Below are 16,072 nucleotides of genomic sequence, written 5' to 3'. Positions count from 1 at the left end.
GAAAGACGCCTATGCCATAGCCCCTTGCGCGCCTTTGGACCAGAGTTTGCGCCCATAAATGCCCGGCGGTTCCGCTGCGTCACATATCCTCTCGCGGGGCGGGCCGCTTTGGGCTAGAGGGCGGCCATGACCCGCGCACACGAGACATCCGACCGCGTCCTTCGCATCGACTGGGACCGGCTCGACGATCTGAAGTTCGTCGACGAGGGCGAGAGCGTGCGTGCGCTGCTGGCGCAGGTGCCGCTGGATCAGCCGGGCCGCGCCCGGGTCGTGGCCGATGCCCTGCGTCTGGTCGAGATGGCGCGCAGCTCAAGTCACCGCCAGGGCGTGGTCGAGAGCTTCCTGCAGGAGTTCTCGCTGGGCACCCGCGAGGGTCTGGCGCTGATGTGCCTGGCCGAGGCGCTGCTGCGCACGCCCGATGATGCGACGCGCGACCTTCTGATCGCCGAAAAGATCGGCTCTGCGGACTGGGCGCGCCATCTGGGCCAGTCCGACAGCCTGTTCGTCAATGCCTCGACCTGGGGGCTGATGCTGACGGGCAAGCTGGTCGATGTGGACGAGGACGCGCGCCGTGATCTGCCCGGTTTCCTGCGCCGCGTCGCCGGGCGCATCGGCGAGCCGGTGATTCGTCAGGCGGTCGCGGCGGCGGTGCGCATAATGGGCGAGCAGTTCGTGCTGGGCTCGACCATCGAGCAGGCCCTGAAGCGCGCCCGGCGCGAGGACTGGCTGTGCAGCTTCGACATGCTGGGCGAGGGTGCGCGCACCGCCGAGGATGCCGCGCGCTACGAGGCCATCTATGCCAATGCCATCGAGGCGGTGGGCAAGGCCTCGCGCGAGGGGCCGCAGGATGGGCACGGCGTGTCGGTCAAGCTCTCGGCCCTGTCGCCGCGCTACGAGGCCACCCATGAAGATCGCGTGTGGAGCGAGCTTTATCCGCGCGTCTATCGCCTCGCGCTCATCGCCGCCCGCCACGATCTGAACTTCACCATCGACGCCGAGGAAGCCGACCGGCTGGTGCTGTCGCTGAAGCTGCTGGAGCGCCTGTGCGCCGAGCCCGAGCTGGCGCAGTGGCAGGGGCTGGGTCTGGCGGTTCAGGCCTATCAGAAGCGCGCCCTGGCCGTGGTGCGCCAGGTGGCCCTGCTGGCCGAGCAAAGCGGGCGTCGCCTGATGGTGCGTCTGGTCAAGGGCGCCTACTGGGACACCGAGATCAAGCGCGCACAGGTCGCCGGGCGTCCCGACTATCCGGTCTTCACCACCAAGGCGGCCACCGATCTGAACTATCTGGTCTGTGCGCGCGCTCTGATCCAGGCGGCGCCGCACATCTATGGCCAGTTCGCCACCCACAACGCCCATACCCTCGCGGCGGTGCACGCCATGGCGCGCGAGGCGGGCGTGCGCGTGGAGTTCCAGCGTCTGCACGGCATGGGCGAAGCCCTCTATGACGCCGTGCGCGCGTGCTGGCCCGACGGGGCGGACATCACACTGCGCGCCTATGCGCCCGTGGGCGGCCACGAGGAACTGCTGCCCTATCTGGTGCGCCGCCTGCTGGAGAACGGGGCCAACTCCTCTTTCGTCCATGCCCTGCTCGACGAGCGCGTGCCTGCGGGCGATGTCGTCGCTGATCCCATCACCAAGGTCGAGGAACACCCCGACCGCCATGCGAGAATCCCTGTGCCCAAGGACATCTACGGCGCGCGTCAGAACAGCCTCGGGCGCGACTACACCCTCAAGGCCGACCGTGAGCGCCATGCGATGGCACTGGAGGCGCTGGACCGCGAGACCCTGAACGCCGGGCCGCTGATTGGCGGTGTCATGCGCGCGGGCGCGGATGCCTTCGAGGTGCGCGCGCCCTCCGACCTGTCGCGCGTGCTTGGCCACGTCAGCGGGGCCAGCGAGGCCGACATCGAAGAGGCCGCGAAGCTGGCCGCCGGGGCGCAACCGCGGTGGGACGGGCGCGGCGGCGCGGCGCGGGCGGTGGTGCTGAGGGCCATGGGCGATGCGCTCGAAGCCGAGATGGACCGTCTGGTCGCGCTTCTGTCCCGCGAGGCGGGCAAGACGCTCAACGACGGGGTGGCCGAGGTGCGCGAGGCCGCCGACTTCTGCCGCTACTATGCCGATCTGGCCGAGGCCCAGTTCACCGGCGACATGAGCCTGCCCGGCCCGGTGGGCGAGACCAATGTGCTGCGCCTGCACGGGCGCGGCGTTTTTGCCTGCATCAGCCCGTGGAACTTCCCGCTGGCCATCTTTACCGGCCAGATCGCTGCCGCTCTGGCGGCGGGCAATGCCGTGCTGGCCAAGCCGGCCGAGCAGACGCCCCTGATCGCTGCCGAGGCCGTGCGCCTGTTCCACCGCGCCGGGCTCGATCCTGACCTGCTGGCCCTGCTGTCCGGAGACGGCGTGCGCGTCGGCGCAAAGCTGATCGCCCACCCGCTGATCGACGGCGTGGCCTTTACCGGTGGCACCGACACGGCCACCAGCATCAACCGCGCCCTGGCCGCGCGCGAGGGGGCCATCATACCGTTCATCGCCGAGACGGGCGGGCTGAACGGAATGTTCGTCGACACCACGGCGCTTCGCGAACAGGTCATCGACGATGTGATCCTGTCGGCCTTCGGCTCTGCGGGCCAGCGCTGCTCGGCGCTGCGCGTGCTGTTCATTCCCCATGCCAATGCCGATGACTTCATCGAACGGCTGGCGGGCGCGCTTGCGGCGCAGGTGGTGGGCGATCCCTCCGATCCGGCCACCGACATTGGCCCGGTCATTGACGCTGATGCGCTCGACGCCCTGAACCGGCACGTTGCGCGCCTTGAGCGGGATGCGCGCATCATCGCCAGAGCCGCCCTGCCTGATGATGCCAGCGGCCACTACTTCGCCCCAACCATCGCGGAGGTGGACAGGCCCGACTATCTGGAGCGAGAGGTGTTTGGCCCCGTCCTTCACATCTGTCGTTATGATCCGGCCGAGCTGGAGAGCGTCGCCAGGCGCTTTGCCGCGCCGGGCTATGGCCTGACGCTGGGGGTGCATTCGCGCATCGAGGCCTTCGCCCAGAGGGTCGAGGCCCTGGTGCCTGCGGGCAATGTCTATGTGAACCGCTCGATCATCGGCGCCGTGGTGGGCGTGCAGCCCTTCGGCGGCGATGGCCTGTCGGGCACCGGGCCCAAGGCGGGCGGTCCGCACAGCCTGATCCGCTATGGGGCCGAGCGTGCGGTCACGGTCAATATCGCGGCGCAAGGCGGCGACCCGGCCCTGCTCAATCTCTAGGGAGGCATGAAGGCGCGTCTGCGGTCAGTTGCCGGGGCGGATCGAGAACTGGAAGGCGACCATTCCCTCGGACTGCTCGCGGTCGATGCTGTCGCGGCGCAGCTCGCGGGCGCGAATCTCGCGGTGGACATAGCCGAACGAGGCCTGGGTATTGCCGCGCCGCCAGGCCACGCCGACCTGAGCATCGCCGATGAAGGCGCCGGAATCGTGGCTCATGCCTGCGCGCTCGAAATCGCCGTCGCGCGTGCGGGCAAAGTTATAGCCCACGGCCCGGCGCGAGCCCGCCGCGAACAGGTACCAGCGACCACGATCGCCAAAGGCCTCATCGCCGTCGCGCACCATGCCTTCGAGGTTTTCGCCAACACGCAAGGTGGCCCCGGCCTCGGCGGCGCTGCCGTCCGAGCTGACGCTGATGCCTGCATGGGGCACGAACTCGACCTCCAGCCCGTCGCGCGTATAGCCCCGCGCCGGGGCAAAGCCGCGCGTGTAGCTGAAGGCGTGGCTGTCCGGCTCGAAGCGGCCCGCGCCTGATGGCCCGAGGTAATAGCCGCCCCCGCCCATGTTGCGCAGGGTTCCCGTGGAGCTGACGCGGAAGTGCTCGACCGAGCCGTCGGCATTCTGACGCCAGCTGTCGCGCTGGCGGGTCACGGCAAAGGCGCGCTCGGCCTCGCTTTCGTAAAGGGACAGGCTCTGCACCCTGAACGGGCCGCCCATGGCGCGGTCCGTCTCGATGTCCACACGCGAGCCGAAGGCGTAGGTGGTGTCTTCGTCCACGCGCTCGTCGAGCGCGCGCGCGTCCACGCCGAGTCGCGGACCATAGGTGCTGTCATCAAGGAAAACGGCAGGCTCGGCGGCTGTGGCGATCCCGATGCCCTGAGCGCATACGCCAGAGGCCACGGCCAGGCTGGCCGCCGAAATCACACCTGCACAAACGCCACTCCCAAACCGCATCACGGTCCCCATCCGTTACGGTGAGCCCATAGTGCCCGACATGGGCGATGAGGTCATCCATAATCTTGCCAACTGTTACACACAGGCAACAGGGAAGGCCGGGATTGGTTCCGCGCATGGCGGTGGGGAGGTGAACCGGTCCCGTGTTGTTCAAGGCGCGTCCGAGGGCGCCGCGCCTATTGGCAGGCGAGGCATTCCTCGTAGTCGGTGCGCGCGCTGGCGGCCATGTCGGGCGCGCCCTCGGCCTTGTCGGCGGCCCCTGCGAAGGCGGCGCGCTGAACGGACTTGGAGCGCAGATAGTAGAGCGACTTGCAGCCCCGCTCCCATGCCGTCCAGTGCAGCATGTGCAGGTCCCACTTGTCGACATCGCCGGGCAGGAAGACGTTGACCGACTGCGACTGGCAGATCTCGGGCGTGCGGTCGGCGGCCAGTTCCACCACCCAGCGCTGGTCGATCTCGAAGGCGGTCTTGTAGAGGGCCTTCTCGTCCTCGCTCAGGAAGGCCAGATGCTGGACCGAGCCTTCATTCTCGAGGATCGAGGACCAGACCGCATCGGTGTTGTGGCCCTTCTGCTCCAGCAGTTGCTCGAGATAGGGGTTACGCACCGCAAAGCTGCCCGACAGGGTCTTGTGGGTATAGACATTGGCCGGGATCGGCTCGATGCCCGCCGAGGTGCCCCCGCAGATGATCGAGATCGAGGCGGTCGGCGCAATGGCCAGCTTGTGGCTGAAGCGCTCCATGATGCCGCGCTCGGCGGCGTCCTCGCACGGCCCCTTTTCCTCGGCCAGCAGGCGGCTGGCCTTGTCGGCCTCGCGGCGCAGGTGCTTGAACAGGCGCATGTTCCAGCTCTTGGCCATGGCGCTCTCGAAGGCCACGCCCTGGGCCTGAAGGAACGAGTGGAAGCCCATCAGGCCGAGACCGACCGAGCGCTCGCGCCGGGCCGAATAGACGGCGGCCTTCATCTCGGGCGGGGCGCGGCGGATGAAGTCCTCCAGCACATTGTCGAGGAAGCGCATCACGTCCTCGATGAAGCGGGGCTCCTCGCGCCATTCCAGGAAGGTCTCGGCATTGACCGACGACAGGCAGCACACGGCGGTGCGGTCGATGCCGAGGTGGTCGGGGCCGGTGTGCAGCATGATCTCGCTGCACAGGTTCGACTGACGCACGCTCAGGCCCAGCTCGCGCTGGTGGCAGGGCATGGCCCTGTTCACGGTGTCCGAGAAGATCAGATAGGGCTCGCCCGTCTGCAGGCGGATTTCCAGGATCTTGGTCCACAAGGTGCGCGCATCGACGCGGCGCACCACCTCGCCGGTCTTGGGCGAGAGCAGGTCAAAGCCGGTGCCGTCGCGGACCGCTTCCATGAAGGCGTCGGTGATGTTGATGCCGTGGTGCAGGTTGAGCGACTTGCGGTTGAAGTCGCCCGACGGCTTGCGGATCTCGAGGAACTCCTCGATCTCGGGATGGTGGATGTCCAGATAGACCGCCGCCGAACCCCGGCGCAGCGAGCCCTGGCTGATCGCGAGGGTGAGCGAGTCCATCACGCGGATGAAGGGGATGATGCCCGAGGTCTGGCCCGCGCCCTTCACCTTCTCGCCGATGGAGCGCACCCCGCCCCAGTAGGTGCCGATGCCCCCGCCGTTGGACGCCAGCGCCACGTTCTCGTTCCACACGCCGACGATGCCTTCCAGGCTGTCGGGCACCGCATTGAGGAAGCACGAGATGGGCAGGCCGCGGCTGGCCCCGCCGTTGGACAGCACCGGGGTGGCGGGCATGAACCACAGGCGGCTGATGTAGTCATAGATGCGCTGGGCGTGGGCCTCGTCGTCGGCATAGGCCTCGGCGACGCGCGCGAACATGTCCTGATAGCTCTCGCCGGGCAGGAGGTAGCGGTCCTCCAGGGTCTTCTTGCCGAAATCGGTCAGCAGGGCATCGCGCGAGCGATCCACCACCACCTTGGGCACCAGCGACAGATGCGGACGCGCGCTCTCGGCGCGCAGCGCCAGCGCTTCGGCGTCAACGCGGTTGGCCTCGACCTCGGCCTTCAGAACTTCACCACCAGCCATCACAAGCCCTTGCCCCAGAATGAAAAAACAGCCCCGAGAGTGCGACTTCCGCCGCCCTGGAGAACCCCGCCCGTGCGCCGGGCCTCGTTCGGAGACACAGCATATAGTGGTCGGGGGCAATCCAGCGTCCACATATGGGGGCCATATCCCTAACGATCGGTCAACGGGCTTGACGGGCATTCGTGATCACGAATCACGGGACAAGACTCGCCGCCCTGTGGAAAAGGGCGCGTGACACGGGTGTGACGGCCTGCATCCTTGTCATCACGAACGCGTGATCGGAACGCGTGCGCCAGCGTGACCGTTGGGCAGGGAATGAAGCCGCCCACACAGCACCGCGCCCTGTTCAGCCGCCCGCGCGAGGCGCTGGCACAGCTCGATGCGCGCGAGCGTGAGCGTCTGTGGCGCTGGGGGCTGCGCGTGGTTGGCCGGGCACGCGCCGAGATGGCCGCCCTGATCGCCCTGTTCGTGATCGGGCTGGGGCTGTGGGCGTTCCTGGAACTGGCCGAGATGGTCGAGGATGCGGGCGGGCGCGGGCTGGATCAGCGCATCCTGATGTGGCTGCGTCCCCATGACGACCTGTCGCGCCCCATAGGGCCGTGGTGGCTGAATGAGGCCATGGCCGACATCACCTCGCTGGGCGGCATTGCGGTGCTGGGGCTGTTCGCCCTGATCGCGGCGGGCTTCCTGCTGATGCGCCGCCGCCCCGGCTCGGTGCTGCGCCTGATCGCGGCTCTGGTCGGCGGGGTGGTCTTGAGCGAGGGGCTCAAGGACATCTTCGAGCGCGATCGCCCCGCAGCGGTGTTCCGCACCGTCGAGACCCTGAATGCCAGCTTTCCGTCCGGCCACGCTTTGCTGTCCACGGTGTTCTATCTGACCCTGGCGGTGATGATCGCGCGCAGCCTGGAGCGAAGGCGTCTCAAGGCCTATGTCGTGGGCGCAGGCGTCGCCCTGGCGCTTCTGGTCGGCATCAGCCGCGTCTATCTGGGTGCCCACTGGGCCAGCGACGTCCTGGCGGGCTGGAGCGTGGGTGCGACCTGGGCCATGGCGCTGTGGCTTGTCTCGCACCTGGCCGAGCGGGCCATGGGGGCCAGAGCCGAGCGGCGCCAAACCATCCACCGGCCCGTCCCCAGATAATCCGATAACGCACACTACATCTTGTGTGCACGAGAAAGCTTCTTACCAGATCATGCGATCTGCTCTTGATCGGGTGGGGGCGGAGGGGTCAATAATGGGCGCTGCCGGGCGAGTCGCGCCCCGCTCTAAGCCCTCCTGAAGAAGACCTGTTCCCATGAATGCGCACACGCCCATCAAGAGCTCCACGCCCGGTCTGCTGACGCCTTCGCTGGCCTACAAGCCGTTCCGCTATCCGTGGGCCTTCGACATGTGGAAGAAGCAGCAGCAGGTCCACTGGATGCCCGAGGAGGTGCCGCTGGGCGAGGACTGCAAGGACTGGGCGGCCAAGCTGGACGACAACGAGCGCAACCTGCTGACCCAGATTTTCCGCTTCTTCACCCAGTCCGACATCGAGGTGCAGGACAACTACATGGAGCGCTACGGCCGGGTGTTCAAACCGACCGAGGTGAAGATGATGCTGGCCGCCTTCGCCAATATGGAGACCATCCATATCGCGGCCTATGCCCTGCTGCTCGAGACCATCGGCATGCCCGAGAGCGAGTTCGGCGCCTTCATGGAATATGAGGCCATGAAGGACAAGCACGACTACATGGGCCAGTTCGGGGTCGAGACCGATGCCGACATCTGTCGGACCCTGGCCATGTTCGGGGGCTTTTCCGAGGGGCTGCAGCTGTTTGCCAGCTTCGCCATGCTGATGAACTTCCCGCGCTTCAACAAGATGAAGGGCATGGGCCAGATCGTGTCGTGGTCGGTGCGCGACGAGAGCCTGCACTGCGAGGGCATCATCAAGCTCTATCACGCCTTCAACAAGGAAACGGGCGCGGTGACCAGGGCGGTGGCCGACGACATCGTCGAGTGCTGCAAGACGGTCATCACCATGGAGGACAAGTTCATCGACCTGGCCTTCGAGATGGGCCCCGTCGAGGGCATGACGCCGGACGACATCAAGGCCTACATCCGCTTCATCGCCGACTGGCGCCTGCGCCAGCTCGAACTGCCCGAGGTTTACGGCGTGAAGGAAAACCCGCTGCCGTGGCTACAGCAGCTGCTGTCGGGCGTCGAGCACGCCAACTTCTTCGAGGCCCGCGCCACCGAATATTCCAAGGCTGCCACCAAGGGCTCGTGGCACGGGGCGGACGGAGTGTGGAGCAACTTCGAGCAGCTTCTGGAAAAGCGCGCCACGGCCGAGTGATACAGGCGTGCAGGCAGGCAGGCAGGCAGGCAGGCGGGCCGGGCCGGGCCTATGCCATCTGCCTTGCGAGGAACCACTGGGTGCCGTCGGGCGCGCGCACGCCGCCGCGCCTGTCGCCGTCGCCCTTTTCCATCATGGGCTGGATGATCTCCGCACCGTGCTCGATGGCGCGAGCGAATGCGGCGTCGGGATCGTCCAGATAAAGGTGCAGCATGGCTGGCGGCCCCTCCGCCTCGCCCATCATCAGCACCGTATCGCCGATGCGGCACTCGGCGTGCATAATGCCGCCGCCTTGGGCCGGGAAGACTCTCAGGCGCGTCGCTGAAAAGACCGCCTCGCAAAAGCGCAGCACGGCCTCGGCATCCCTGACCAGCAGATAGGGGGCGAGATCGGTGTAACCCTCGGGCTTGTAGGCCATGGGCCGAGCGTCAAGCCTGCCGCCCGGCCTGTCAAGCACGCCAGCCAGACAGCCAGACAGCCAGCCAGCCAGCGGGGGCGCTCAGTGGGCCTCGTCCCAGTTGGGGGCGGCGCGTGCATCGACCACCAGCGGCACGCTGAGGCTGACGGCGGGGGCGCTGGCCCTTTCCATGACCTCGCGCACCAGGGCCACGGTCTGTTCGGCCTCGGCCTCGGGGGCCTCGAACACCAGCTCGTCGTGCACCTGAAGCAGCATCCTCGCTCCCAGCCCGGCGTTCTCCAGCGCGGCCGGCATGCGGATCATGGCGCGGCGGATGATGTCGGCGGCCGAGCCCTGAATGGGTGCATTGATGGCGGCGCGCTCGGCGAACTGGCGCTCGCCGACGGATTTCGAGCGGATGGCCGGAATGCTGATCCGCCGCCCGAACAGGGTCGTGACGAAACCGTCCTCGCGCACCTGCGCGCGGGTGCGGTCCATATAGGCCTTGATGCCGGGGAAGCGGTCGAAATAGGTGCGGATATAGGTCGCCGCCTCGCCCTGGTCGATGCCGAGCTGGTTGGCCAGCCCGAAGGCGGAAATGCCATAGACGATGCCGAAATTGATCGCCTTGGCGCGCCGTCGCGTTTCGGCGGGCATACCCTCGATGGGCACGCCGAACATCTCTGATGCGGTGGCGGCGTGAATGTCGTGACCGGCGGCAAAGGCGCGCTTCAGCTCGGCGATGTCGCCCATGTGCGCCAGAATTCTCAGCTCGATCTGGCTGTAGTCGGCACTGATCAGCACATGGCCGGTGCGCGCGGTGAAGGCCTGGCGGATTTCGCGGCCCGCTTCGGAGCGGATCGGAATGTTCTGAAGGTTCGGGTCGGACGATGACAGCCGCCCGGTGGTGGTCGCCGCCAGCTGAAAGCTGGTGTGCACGCGCGAGGTTTCGGGGTCTGCGGCCTGCAGCAGGGCATCGGCATAGGTGCCCTTGAGCTTGGCCAGCTGGCGCCAGTCCAGCAGCACGCGCGGCAGCTCGTGCCCGTGGGCAGCCAGTTCCTCCAGCGCGCTGGCGTCGGTGCTCCACTGGCCCTGGGCAGTGCGCTTGCCGCCGGGCAGGCCCAGCCTGTCATAGAGAATCTCGCCGAGCTGGCGCGGGCTGGCGACATTGAAGGGCTGGCCGGCGATTTCGTGGGCGCGGGCCTCCAGCTCGCCCATACGCGCGCCGAAGCGGGCGGACAGATGGCGCAGCCGCTCGGGGTCCACGCGGATGCCCGCGCATTCCATCGCGGCCAGAACCGGCGGCAGGGGGCGCTCCAGGGTCTCATAGACGCTCATCAGCCCTGATCGCATCAGGCGCGGCTTCAGCAGGGCATGCAGGCGCAAGGTGACGTCGGCGTCCTCGGCCGCATAGGCGGTCGCCTGATCGAGGGGCACGTGGCGAAAGCTCTTCTGGGCCTTGCCCGTGCCCGTCACCGCCTTGAACGGAATGGGGGTGTGATCGAAGTGCAGGCGCGACAGCTCGTCCATGCCGTGACCGTGCTCGCCCGCCTCCAGCACGTAGGAGATCAGCATGGTGTCGTCGAAGGGCGCGATCCTGATGCCATAGCGCGACATGACCGCCAGATCGTATTTGATGTTCTGGCCCACCTTCAGCACCGCCGGGTCTTCCAGCAGGGGCTTCAGGGCCGCCAGCGCCTGATCCATCGGCACCATCACCTCTGCGCCGCCGAGGTCCAGCCCGTCCGAAGGCGCGTGATCGAGCGGGATGTAGCAGGCGCTGTTGGGGCCGGTGGCCAGCGAGATGCCACACAGCCGCGCGTGGCTGGAGGACAGGGCGTCGGTCTCGGTGTCGAAGCCGATGGTGCCTGCCGCGCTGGCCTCGGCGATCCAGTGCTCCAGCCGCTCCATGGTGGTCACGCACTCATAGGCGCCGGTATCGAAGGTGTCGGGGGCGGCAGCGCGGCTGGGCTGGGGGGCTCTGGGCGTATCCAGCACCGGCGCGGAAGGCACCTTTGCGGTGCCCGCAGCAGCGCCGGTCTCGCCCGCAGGGGCCGGTCCGCCGCCGACGCGCCGGGCAAGGGTTCTGAACTCCATCTTTTCCAGAAAGCCCGCCAGCTCCGCGGGCTCGGGATCGCGCACCGTCAGCTCGGACAGCGGCAGGGGCAGGGGGGCGTCCCTGACCAGGGTCACGAGGGTGCGCGACAGGCGGATCTGCTCGGCCATCTGCGTCAGGGTCTCGCGGCGCTTGGGCTGCTTGATCTCGTGGGCGCGCGCCAGAAGGGTGTCGAGGTCGCCGTATTCCTCCAGAAGCTGGCCTGCCGTCTTGACGCCGATGCCCGGTGCGCCCGGCACATTGTCCACGCTGTCGCCCATCAGGGCCTGAAGATCGATCATCTTCTCCGGCCCGACGCCGAACTTCTCTATCACCTGCTCGCGCCCGATCAGGGTGTTCCTGACCGGGTCCATCAGCGAGATGCGCGGCGTGACCAGCTGCATCAGGTCCTTGTCTGACGACACTACGACCACGTCGAAGCCTTCCGCCTCGGCGGTGTGGGCGTAGGACGCGATCACATCGTCGGCCTCGAAGCCTTCCAGCTCCAGCACCGGCACGCCGAACGCGCGCGTGGCTTCTCGCACCAGCGGGAACTGGGGCACCAGATCTTCGGGCGCGGGTGGGCGGTGGGCCTTGTACTCGGGATAGAGCCTGTTGCGGAAGGTGACTTCCGAGCGGTCGAACACCACGGCCAGATGGGTGGGCGCATCAGGCCCGCGCATCTCGCAGATCAGCTTCCACAGCATGTTGGAAAAGCCCTGCACCGCGCCCACCGGCAGGCCGTCCGACTTGCGCGTGAGCGGCGGCAGGGCGTGATAGGCCCGGAAGATGTAGCCCGATCCGTCGATCAGATAGAGCTTGGGGCGGGCGGCTTGGGTGCTGGTGTCGGGCTGTTCGCTCATCAAGGCGAGCATAGGCAAGGACGCCGCTGGCGTCAGCCGGAATGTCAGCCCGGAAACACCAGCGGCGCGATCAGGCTGGACACAAGGGCGATGAGCGGTGCGGCCACCAGATTGATGCGAAAGCCCGCGCGGATCATTTCGGCCATGGTGACACTGCCGCCGCCATAGACGATGGCATTGGGCGCGGTTGCCACCGGCAGCATGAAGGCGCAGCTCGCCGCCAGCGCCACGGGCACGATCAGGTGCTCGACCGGCACACCCATGGCGATGGCCAGCGCGCCGAGCACGGGCATGAAGGCGGTGGCCGTGGCCACGTTCGAGGTCAGTTCGGTCAGGAACACCACCATGAACGCGATGATCAGCACCACCAGCGGCGTGGGCAGGCCGGCCACGAAGGAAAGCTGTGCGCCCAGCCACTGATCGAGACCGGTGGCGGTCATGGCGCCGGCCATGGAGATGCCGCCGCCAAACAGGATGATGACGGCCCACGGCAGGCGACGCGTCGCATCCCAGTCCATCAGCGCCACGCGGCGTCGCTGGCCGTCCTCGGTGCGCCCTCCCGCCGGAACCAGAAAGGTGGCCAGAGCCCCGGCCACGGCAATCTGGGTGTCGTTGAGCGCGATGCGCACGGGCAGGTCGAGCGCCGCGCCCAGCCACGCCAGCATCGGGTTCCAGCCATAGCTGGCCTCGCCGCCGAAGTTCAGCTCGCGCCCCATCCACAGCACGGCGACCGTGGCGAACAGGGCTGCGGCCCGTTTCTCGGGCGTGCTCATGGTGCCAAGGGCGGCCAGTGCCGATCGCACGGCGGCCTGACCGCTGGCGCCCGCGCTGGCCGTGCTTTCGACCCTGAAGGCCAGCCTTGTCAGGATCAGCCAGGCGGCCGGGATGATGAGCAGCACGGCAGGCAGGCCGATCATCATCCACTGGGGAAAGCTGATGGTGCGCCCCAGGGTGTTCTCCAGATAGCCGATGCCGATCAGGTTCGAGGGCGTGCCCACCGGCGTGCCCAGCCCGCCGATGGAGGCGGCATAGGCGATGGCCAGCGCAAGGGCGGGCGCGAACATGCGCGTGTCCACGCCCTCGTCCTTCATGCTCTCGGCCACCTTCAGCGCGATGGGCAGCATCATCAGACAGGTGGCCGTGTTGCTGATCCACATGGACAGGCCCGCAGCCGCCACCATGAAGCCAAGCACCAGCAGGGCCGGGCGCGCGCCAAAGCGCAGCACCACGTGCAGGGCGATGCGCGCGTGCAGGTTCCAGCGCTCGATCGACAGGGCGATGATGAAGCCGCCCAGCAGCAGCATGACGATGGGATCGGCATAGGGCAGGGACGCCTCGCGCACCGATACGATGCCCAGCAGAGGGAACAGCGCCAGAGGGACCAGGGCCGTGGCGGCGATGGGGATGGCCTCGGTTGCCCACCAGCTCGCCATCAGCAGCATCAGCGAGGCCAGCAGCCATGCGCGCCGGTCCAGGCCTTCTGGCACGGGCAGCAGTTGCAGGCCCACGGCCAGCACGACGCCGACGATCAGGCCGATCTGGCGCGATGTCAGGGCGGGCATCATGCTCATGCTTCGCTCCCCGCTTGCGGCCTGTGCGCTGCTACCACTCGCGCCAGGACGGGCCGAGGTCGACCTCGCCGGGCTGGACCGACTGCTGACCCCAGGTGACCATCATCAGCAGGCGATGGCTGCGGATGCGATACTGGCCGGTCATGGGCGCGATGGCTCCCAGGGGCGCGCCTGTGCGGGCGTCATAGAGAAAGGCGGAAAACTCGGCCACGCCGATGCGGTCGCGGCTGGAATAGAGCGACAGCTCGGGAATGGTGAACACGCTCAGGCGCTCGGCGATGGGCACGGACATGGCCGGCAGGCCCACCAGGCGGCGCATCTGCTCGAGGCTGAGCGCGCCCGAGCGCAGCTCCATGATCACATCGGCCTCGCCCCGGTTGGAGGCCAGGGCGTGGCCCGAGGCGGACAGGGCCGCGCGCACGGCGCTGACGGCATAAAGTGCGTTCTCGCCGCGGAAATAGGTGTCATCGACAAAGACGCGCTTGTCGGCCTCGACCGGCAGGGTCAGCCCCTCGATGGCACGCTCGGCGGCGCGGGCGATCAGGAGCTGCTCGGTGGCGGTGCGCCCGGTGTTGCTCTCGGTGGTGGACGCGCACGCACCCGCCAGCAGGGCCGTTGCGGCGAGGGCCAGCAGGTTGCGGGGCAGGGCTCTCATGCGTCCTTCACCCTTGCGGCGACCTACCATGAGCCCGTGTTGGGCATCGAGGCCCAGGGCTCGGCGGGAGGTAGCGCCTCGCCTTCCTGCAACAGCTCGATCGAGATGCCGTCGGGCGAGCGGACAAAGGCCATGTAGCCATCGCGCGGCGGGCGGTTGATGGTCACGCCGCCATCCATCAGGCGCTGGCACGCGCCGTAGATGTCATCGACCTTGTAGGCCAGATGGCCGAAGTTGCGCCCGCCGGTGTAGTCCTCGGGATCCCAGTTGTAGGTCAGCTCCAGCTCGGGCGAGCGCTCTGCGCGCGCGCGCGCCTCGTCGTGGGGCGTGGACAGATAGACCAGGGTGAAGCGGCCCTTCTCGCTGTCCATGCGGCGCGTCTCGATCAGGCCCAGCAGGTCGCGATAGAAGTGCAGTGACGCGTCCAGATCGCTGACGCGGACCATGGTGTGCAGATAGCGCATCAGTGCCCGCCACCGGCGCGCGGCGAGGGATCGTGATAGTCGCCCTTGCCCTTGCGTCCCAGTCGGAACAGGCGGTCGCAATAGCCGCAGCGCACCTGTCCGTCATCGCCCATGTCCAGATAGACCAGCGGGTGTCCCAGCGCGCCGCCGCCGCCGTCACAGGCGATGCGGTGGGAGGTGACGATGATCTCCTCGGGCGCGGTGAGGGGGGCATTCATGGAAGCGGAGGCGTGGCGCGGCGGCATGATCTTGCGGGGCCTGTCTTGGCGGGGAGGATGGTGTTGCATACCTATGCCCCACATCCGGTGGCGTCAAACCGTGTTCGCGCCCGGCCCAGCGGATGTCTCCCAGCGGGCTCCAGAAGAAAGCCGACCATGACCGACACCCTGCCTCCGAAGTCCGTTGCGAGCACCACGGCGCGTGACGCCTCGCGCGCCCTTCCCGACAATGCCATCGAGATCAGTGGCCTGACCAAGACCTATGCCGCCAAGGGCAAGGGCGCGGCCAAGCAGGCCCTGCGCGGAGTCGATCTTGTGGTGCGGCGCGGCTCGATGTTCGGGCTGCTAGGGCCCAACGGCGCGGGCAAGTCGACCCTGATCAACATTCTGGCGGGCGTGGTCAACAAGACCGGCGGCGAGGTGCGCATCTGGGGCCGCGACATCGACACCCATCCGCGCGATGCGCGCGCGGCGCTGGGGGTGGTGCCCCAGGAGATCACCGCCGACGTTTTCTTCACCCCGATCGAGGCGCTGGAGGTCCAGGCGGGCTTCTATGGCGTGCCCAGGGACGAGCGCCGCTCGCAGGAGCTGCTCGAAGCGCTCGGCCTCGGTGACAAGGCGAATGCCTATGTGCGCGCGCTCTCGGGCGGGATGAAGCGGCGGCTGATGGTGGCCAAGGCGCTGGTTCACAATCCGCCGATCCTCATTCTCGACGAGCCGACCGCCGGCGTGGACGTAGAGCTGCGCCGCCAGCTCTGGGCCTATGTGCGCCGCATCAATGCCGAGGGCGTGACCATCCTTCTGACCACCCACTATCTGGAGGAGGCCCAGGAGCTGTGCGACACCATCGCCATCGTCAACCACGGCGAGGTGGTGGCGTGCGAGCCCACGCCGACCCTGCTGCGCCGTCTCGACACCCGCAATGTGGTGGTGACGCCCGAAACCCCGCCCGAGCGCCTGCCTGAACTGGCCGGCTTCGAGGTCCGCCCTCGGGGCAACGGCGCCTTTGCCGTGACCTATCGCACGGGCCACTCCAGCGTGGAGCAGGTGCTGGGCGCGGTGCGCGCATGCGGCATTACCATCCGCGACATCGCCACCGAGGATCCCGATCTTGAGGACGTGTTCCTTGCCATGACCTATGGCGATGCCAGCCGCCGCGATCCCACGCGCGATCGCTAGGTCATCTGGCCCAGATCATATGGCCC

At 67.8% G+C, this 16,072-nt stretch carries 12 protein-coding genes; 4 read left to right on the top strand and 8 right to left on the bottom strand.

Annotated elements, in window-relative coordinates; translation table 11 throughout:
- Positions 1 to 126: 126 nt before the first annotated feature.
- A complete protein-coding gene (putA, locus tag ACK4E3_RS06155) occupies positions 127 to 3,261 on the top strand; it encodes a bifunctional proline dehydrogenase/L-glutamate gamma-semialdehyde dehydrogenase PutA (RefSeq protein ID WP_409697843.1) in 3,135 nt (1,044 codons plus the stop codon).
- Positions 3,262 to 3,285: 24 nt separating this feature from the next.
- Here putA and ACK4E3_RS06150 read toward each other — a convergent pair whose 3' ends face one another.
- Together ACK4E3_RS06150 and ACK4E3_RS06145 are read right to left on the bottom strand one after the other, a co-directional pair.
- Entirely contained in the window at positions 3,286 to 4,212 is a 927-nt protein-coding gene (locus ACK4E3_RS06150) for a lipid A-modifier LpxR family protein (protein ID WP_409697840.1), read from the bottom strand.
- 176 nt (positions 4,213 to 4,388) lie between these two features.
- Positions 4,389 to 6,275 (bottom strand): ribonucleoside-diphosphate reductase subunit alpha, encoded by a 1,887-nt coding sequence (locus tag ACK4E3_RS06145; RefSeq protein WP_409697837.1) that lies wholly within the window; start codon positions 6,273 to 6,275, stop codon positions 4,389 to 4,391.
- 315 nt (positions 6,276 to 6,590) lie between these two features.
- Here ACK4E3_RS06145 and ACK4E3_RS06140 point away from each other — a divergent pair, with 315 nt between their 5' ends.
- The gene (locus ACK4E3_RS06140) at positions 6,591 to 7,412 is read left to right on the top strand and encodes a phosphatase PAP2 family protein (RefSeq protein ID WP_409697834.1); all 822 of its coding nucleotides are present in this window, start codon (positions 6,591 to 6,593) and stop codon (positions 7,410 to 7,412) included.
- 154 nt (positions 7,413 to 7,566) lie between these two features.
- On the top strand, positions 7,567 to 8,604 hold the full coding sequence (locus ACK4E3_RS06135) for a ribonucleotide-diphosphate reductase subunit beta (RefSeq protein ID WP_409697831.1): 1,038 nt from the start codon (positions 7,567 to 7,569) through the stop codon (positions 8,602 to 8,604).
- A 49-nt stretch (positions 8,605 to 8,653) separates the two neighbouring features.
- Here the strand turns inward: ACK4E3_RS06135 and ACK4E3_RS06130 are convergent, their stop codons facing one another.
- The 6 genes from ACK4E3_RS06130 to ACK4E3_RS06105 all read right to left on the bottom strand — a co-directional run bounded on the left by ACK4E3_RS06130 (position 8,654) and on the right by ACK4E3_RS06105 (position 14,867).
- Positions 8,654 to 9,022, bottom strand: coding sequence for a VOC family protein (locus ACK4E3_RS06130; RefSeq protein WP_409697828.1), 369 nt, complete (start codon positions 9,020 to 9,022; stop codon positions 8,654 to 8,656).
- An 81-nt stretch (positions 9,023 to 9,103) separates the two neighbouring features.
- Positions 9,104 to 11,959, bottom strand: a complete 2,856-nt coding sequence (polA, locus tag ACK4E3_RS06125) for a DNA polymerase I (protein ID WP_409697825.1) — start codon at positions 11,957 to 11,959, stop codon at positions 9,104 to 9,106.
- A gap of 44 nt (positions 11,960 to 12,003) precedes the next feature.
- Complete coding sequence (locus ACK4E3_RS06120; RefSeq protein WP_409697822.1) at positions 12,004 to 13,530, bottom strand: SLC13 family permease; 1,527 nt, start codon at positions 13,528 to 13,530, stop codon at positions 12,004 to 12,006.
- Positions 13,531 to 13,561: 31 nt separating this feature from the next.
- Positions 13,562 to 14,185, bottom strand: coding sequence for a DUF6655 family protein (locus ACK4E3_RS06115; protein ID WP_409697820.1), 624 nt, complete (start codon positions 14,183 to 14,185; stop codon positions 13,562 to 13,564).
- A gap of 23 nt (positions 14,186 to 14,208) precedes the next feature.
- Positions 14,209 to 14,649 carry a VOC family protein gene (locus tag ACK4E3_RS06110; protein WP_409697817.1) on the bottom strand — a complete coding sequence of 147 codons (441 nt, stop codon included), beginning with the start codon at positions 14,647 to 14,649 and terminating at the stop codon, positions 14,209 to 14,211.
- Complete coding sequence (locus ACK4E3_RS06105; protein ID WP_409697814.1) at positions 14,649 to 14,867, bottom strand: zinc-finger domain-containing protein; 219 nt, start codon at positions 14,865 to 14,867, stop codon at positions 14,649 to 14,651. The genes ACK4E3_RS06110 and ACK4E3_RS06105 overlap by 1 nt, the downstream gene beginning before the upstream one ends.
- 156 nt (positions 14,868 to 15,023) lie before the next feature.
- Here ACK4E3_RS06105 and ACK4E3_RS06100 point away from each other — a divergent pair, with 156 nt between their 5' ends.
- Complete coding sequence (locus tag ACK4E3_RS06100; RefSeq protein WP_409697811.1) at positions 15,024 to 16,046, top strand: ABC transporter ATP-binding protein; 1,023 nt, start codon at positions 15,024 to 15,026, stop codon at positions 16,044 to 16,046.
- Positions 16,047 to 16,072 lie beyond the last annotated feature (26 nt).

The sequence above is a fragment of the Brevundimonas sp. genome (assembly GCF_046299595.1).
Classification (GTDB): Bacteria; Pseudomonadota; Alphaproteobacteria; order Caulobacterales; family Caulobacteraceae; genus Brevundimonas.
The sequence above is the reverse complement of the archived record's forward strand: the minus strand, read 5'-3'. Positions and strand labels throughout refer to the sequence as shown.

Excerpts from the sequence above, each read along its gene's own strand:
- putA (WP_409697843.1), top strand. The coding sequence starts at position 127 with ATGACCCGCGCACACGAGACATCCGACCGCGTCCTTCGCATCGACTGG.
- ACK4E3_RS06150 (WP_409697840.1), bottom strand. The coding sequence starts at position 4,212 with ATGCGGTTTGGGAGTGGCGTTTGTGCAGGTGTGATTTCGGCGGCCAGC.
- ACK4E3_RS06145 (WP_409697837.1), bottom strand. The coding sequence starts at position 6,275 with ATGGCTGGTGGTGAAGTTCTGAAGGCCGAGGTCGAGGCCAACCGCGTT.
- ACK4E3_RS06140 (WP_409697834.1), top strand. The coding sequence starts at position 6,591 with ATGAAGCCGCCCACACAGCACCGCGCCCTGTTCAGCCGCCCGCGCGAG.
- ACK4E3_RS06135 (WP_409697831.1), top strand. The coding sequence starts at position 7,567 with ATGAATGCGCACACGCCCATCAAGAGCTCCACGCCCGGTCTGCTGACG.
- ACK4E3_RS06130 (WP_409697828.1), bottom strand. The coding sequence starts at position 9,022 with ATGGCCTACAAGCCCGAGGGTTACACCGATCTCGCCCCCTATCTGCTG.
- polA (WP_409697825.1), bottom strand. The coding sequence starts at position 11,959 with ATGAGCGAACAGCCCGACACCAGCACCCAAGCCGCCCGCCCCAAGCTC.
- ACK4E3_RS06120 (WP_409697822.1), bottom strand. The coding sequence starts at position 13,530 with ATGAGCATGATGCCCGCCCTGACATCGCGCCAGATCGGCCTGATCGTC.
- ACK4E3_RS06115 (WP_409697820.1), bottom strand. The coding sequence starts at position 14,185 with ATGAGAGCCCTGCCCCGCAACCTGCTGGCCCTCGCCGCAACGGCCCTG.
- ACK4E3_RS06110 (WP_409697817.1), bottom strand. The coding sequence starts at position 14,649 with ATGCGCTATCTGCACACCATGGTCCGCGTCAGCGATCTGGACGCGTCA.
- ACK4E3_RS06105 (WP_409697814.1), bottom strand. The coding sequence starts at position 14,867 with ATGAATGCCCCCCTCACCGCGCCCGAGGAGATCATCGTCACCTCCCAC.
- ACK4E3_RS06100 (WP_409697811.1), top strand. The coding sequence starts at position 15,024 with ATGACCGACACCCTGCCTCCGAAGTCCGTTGCGAGCACCACGGCGCGT.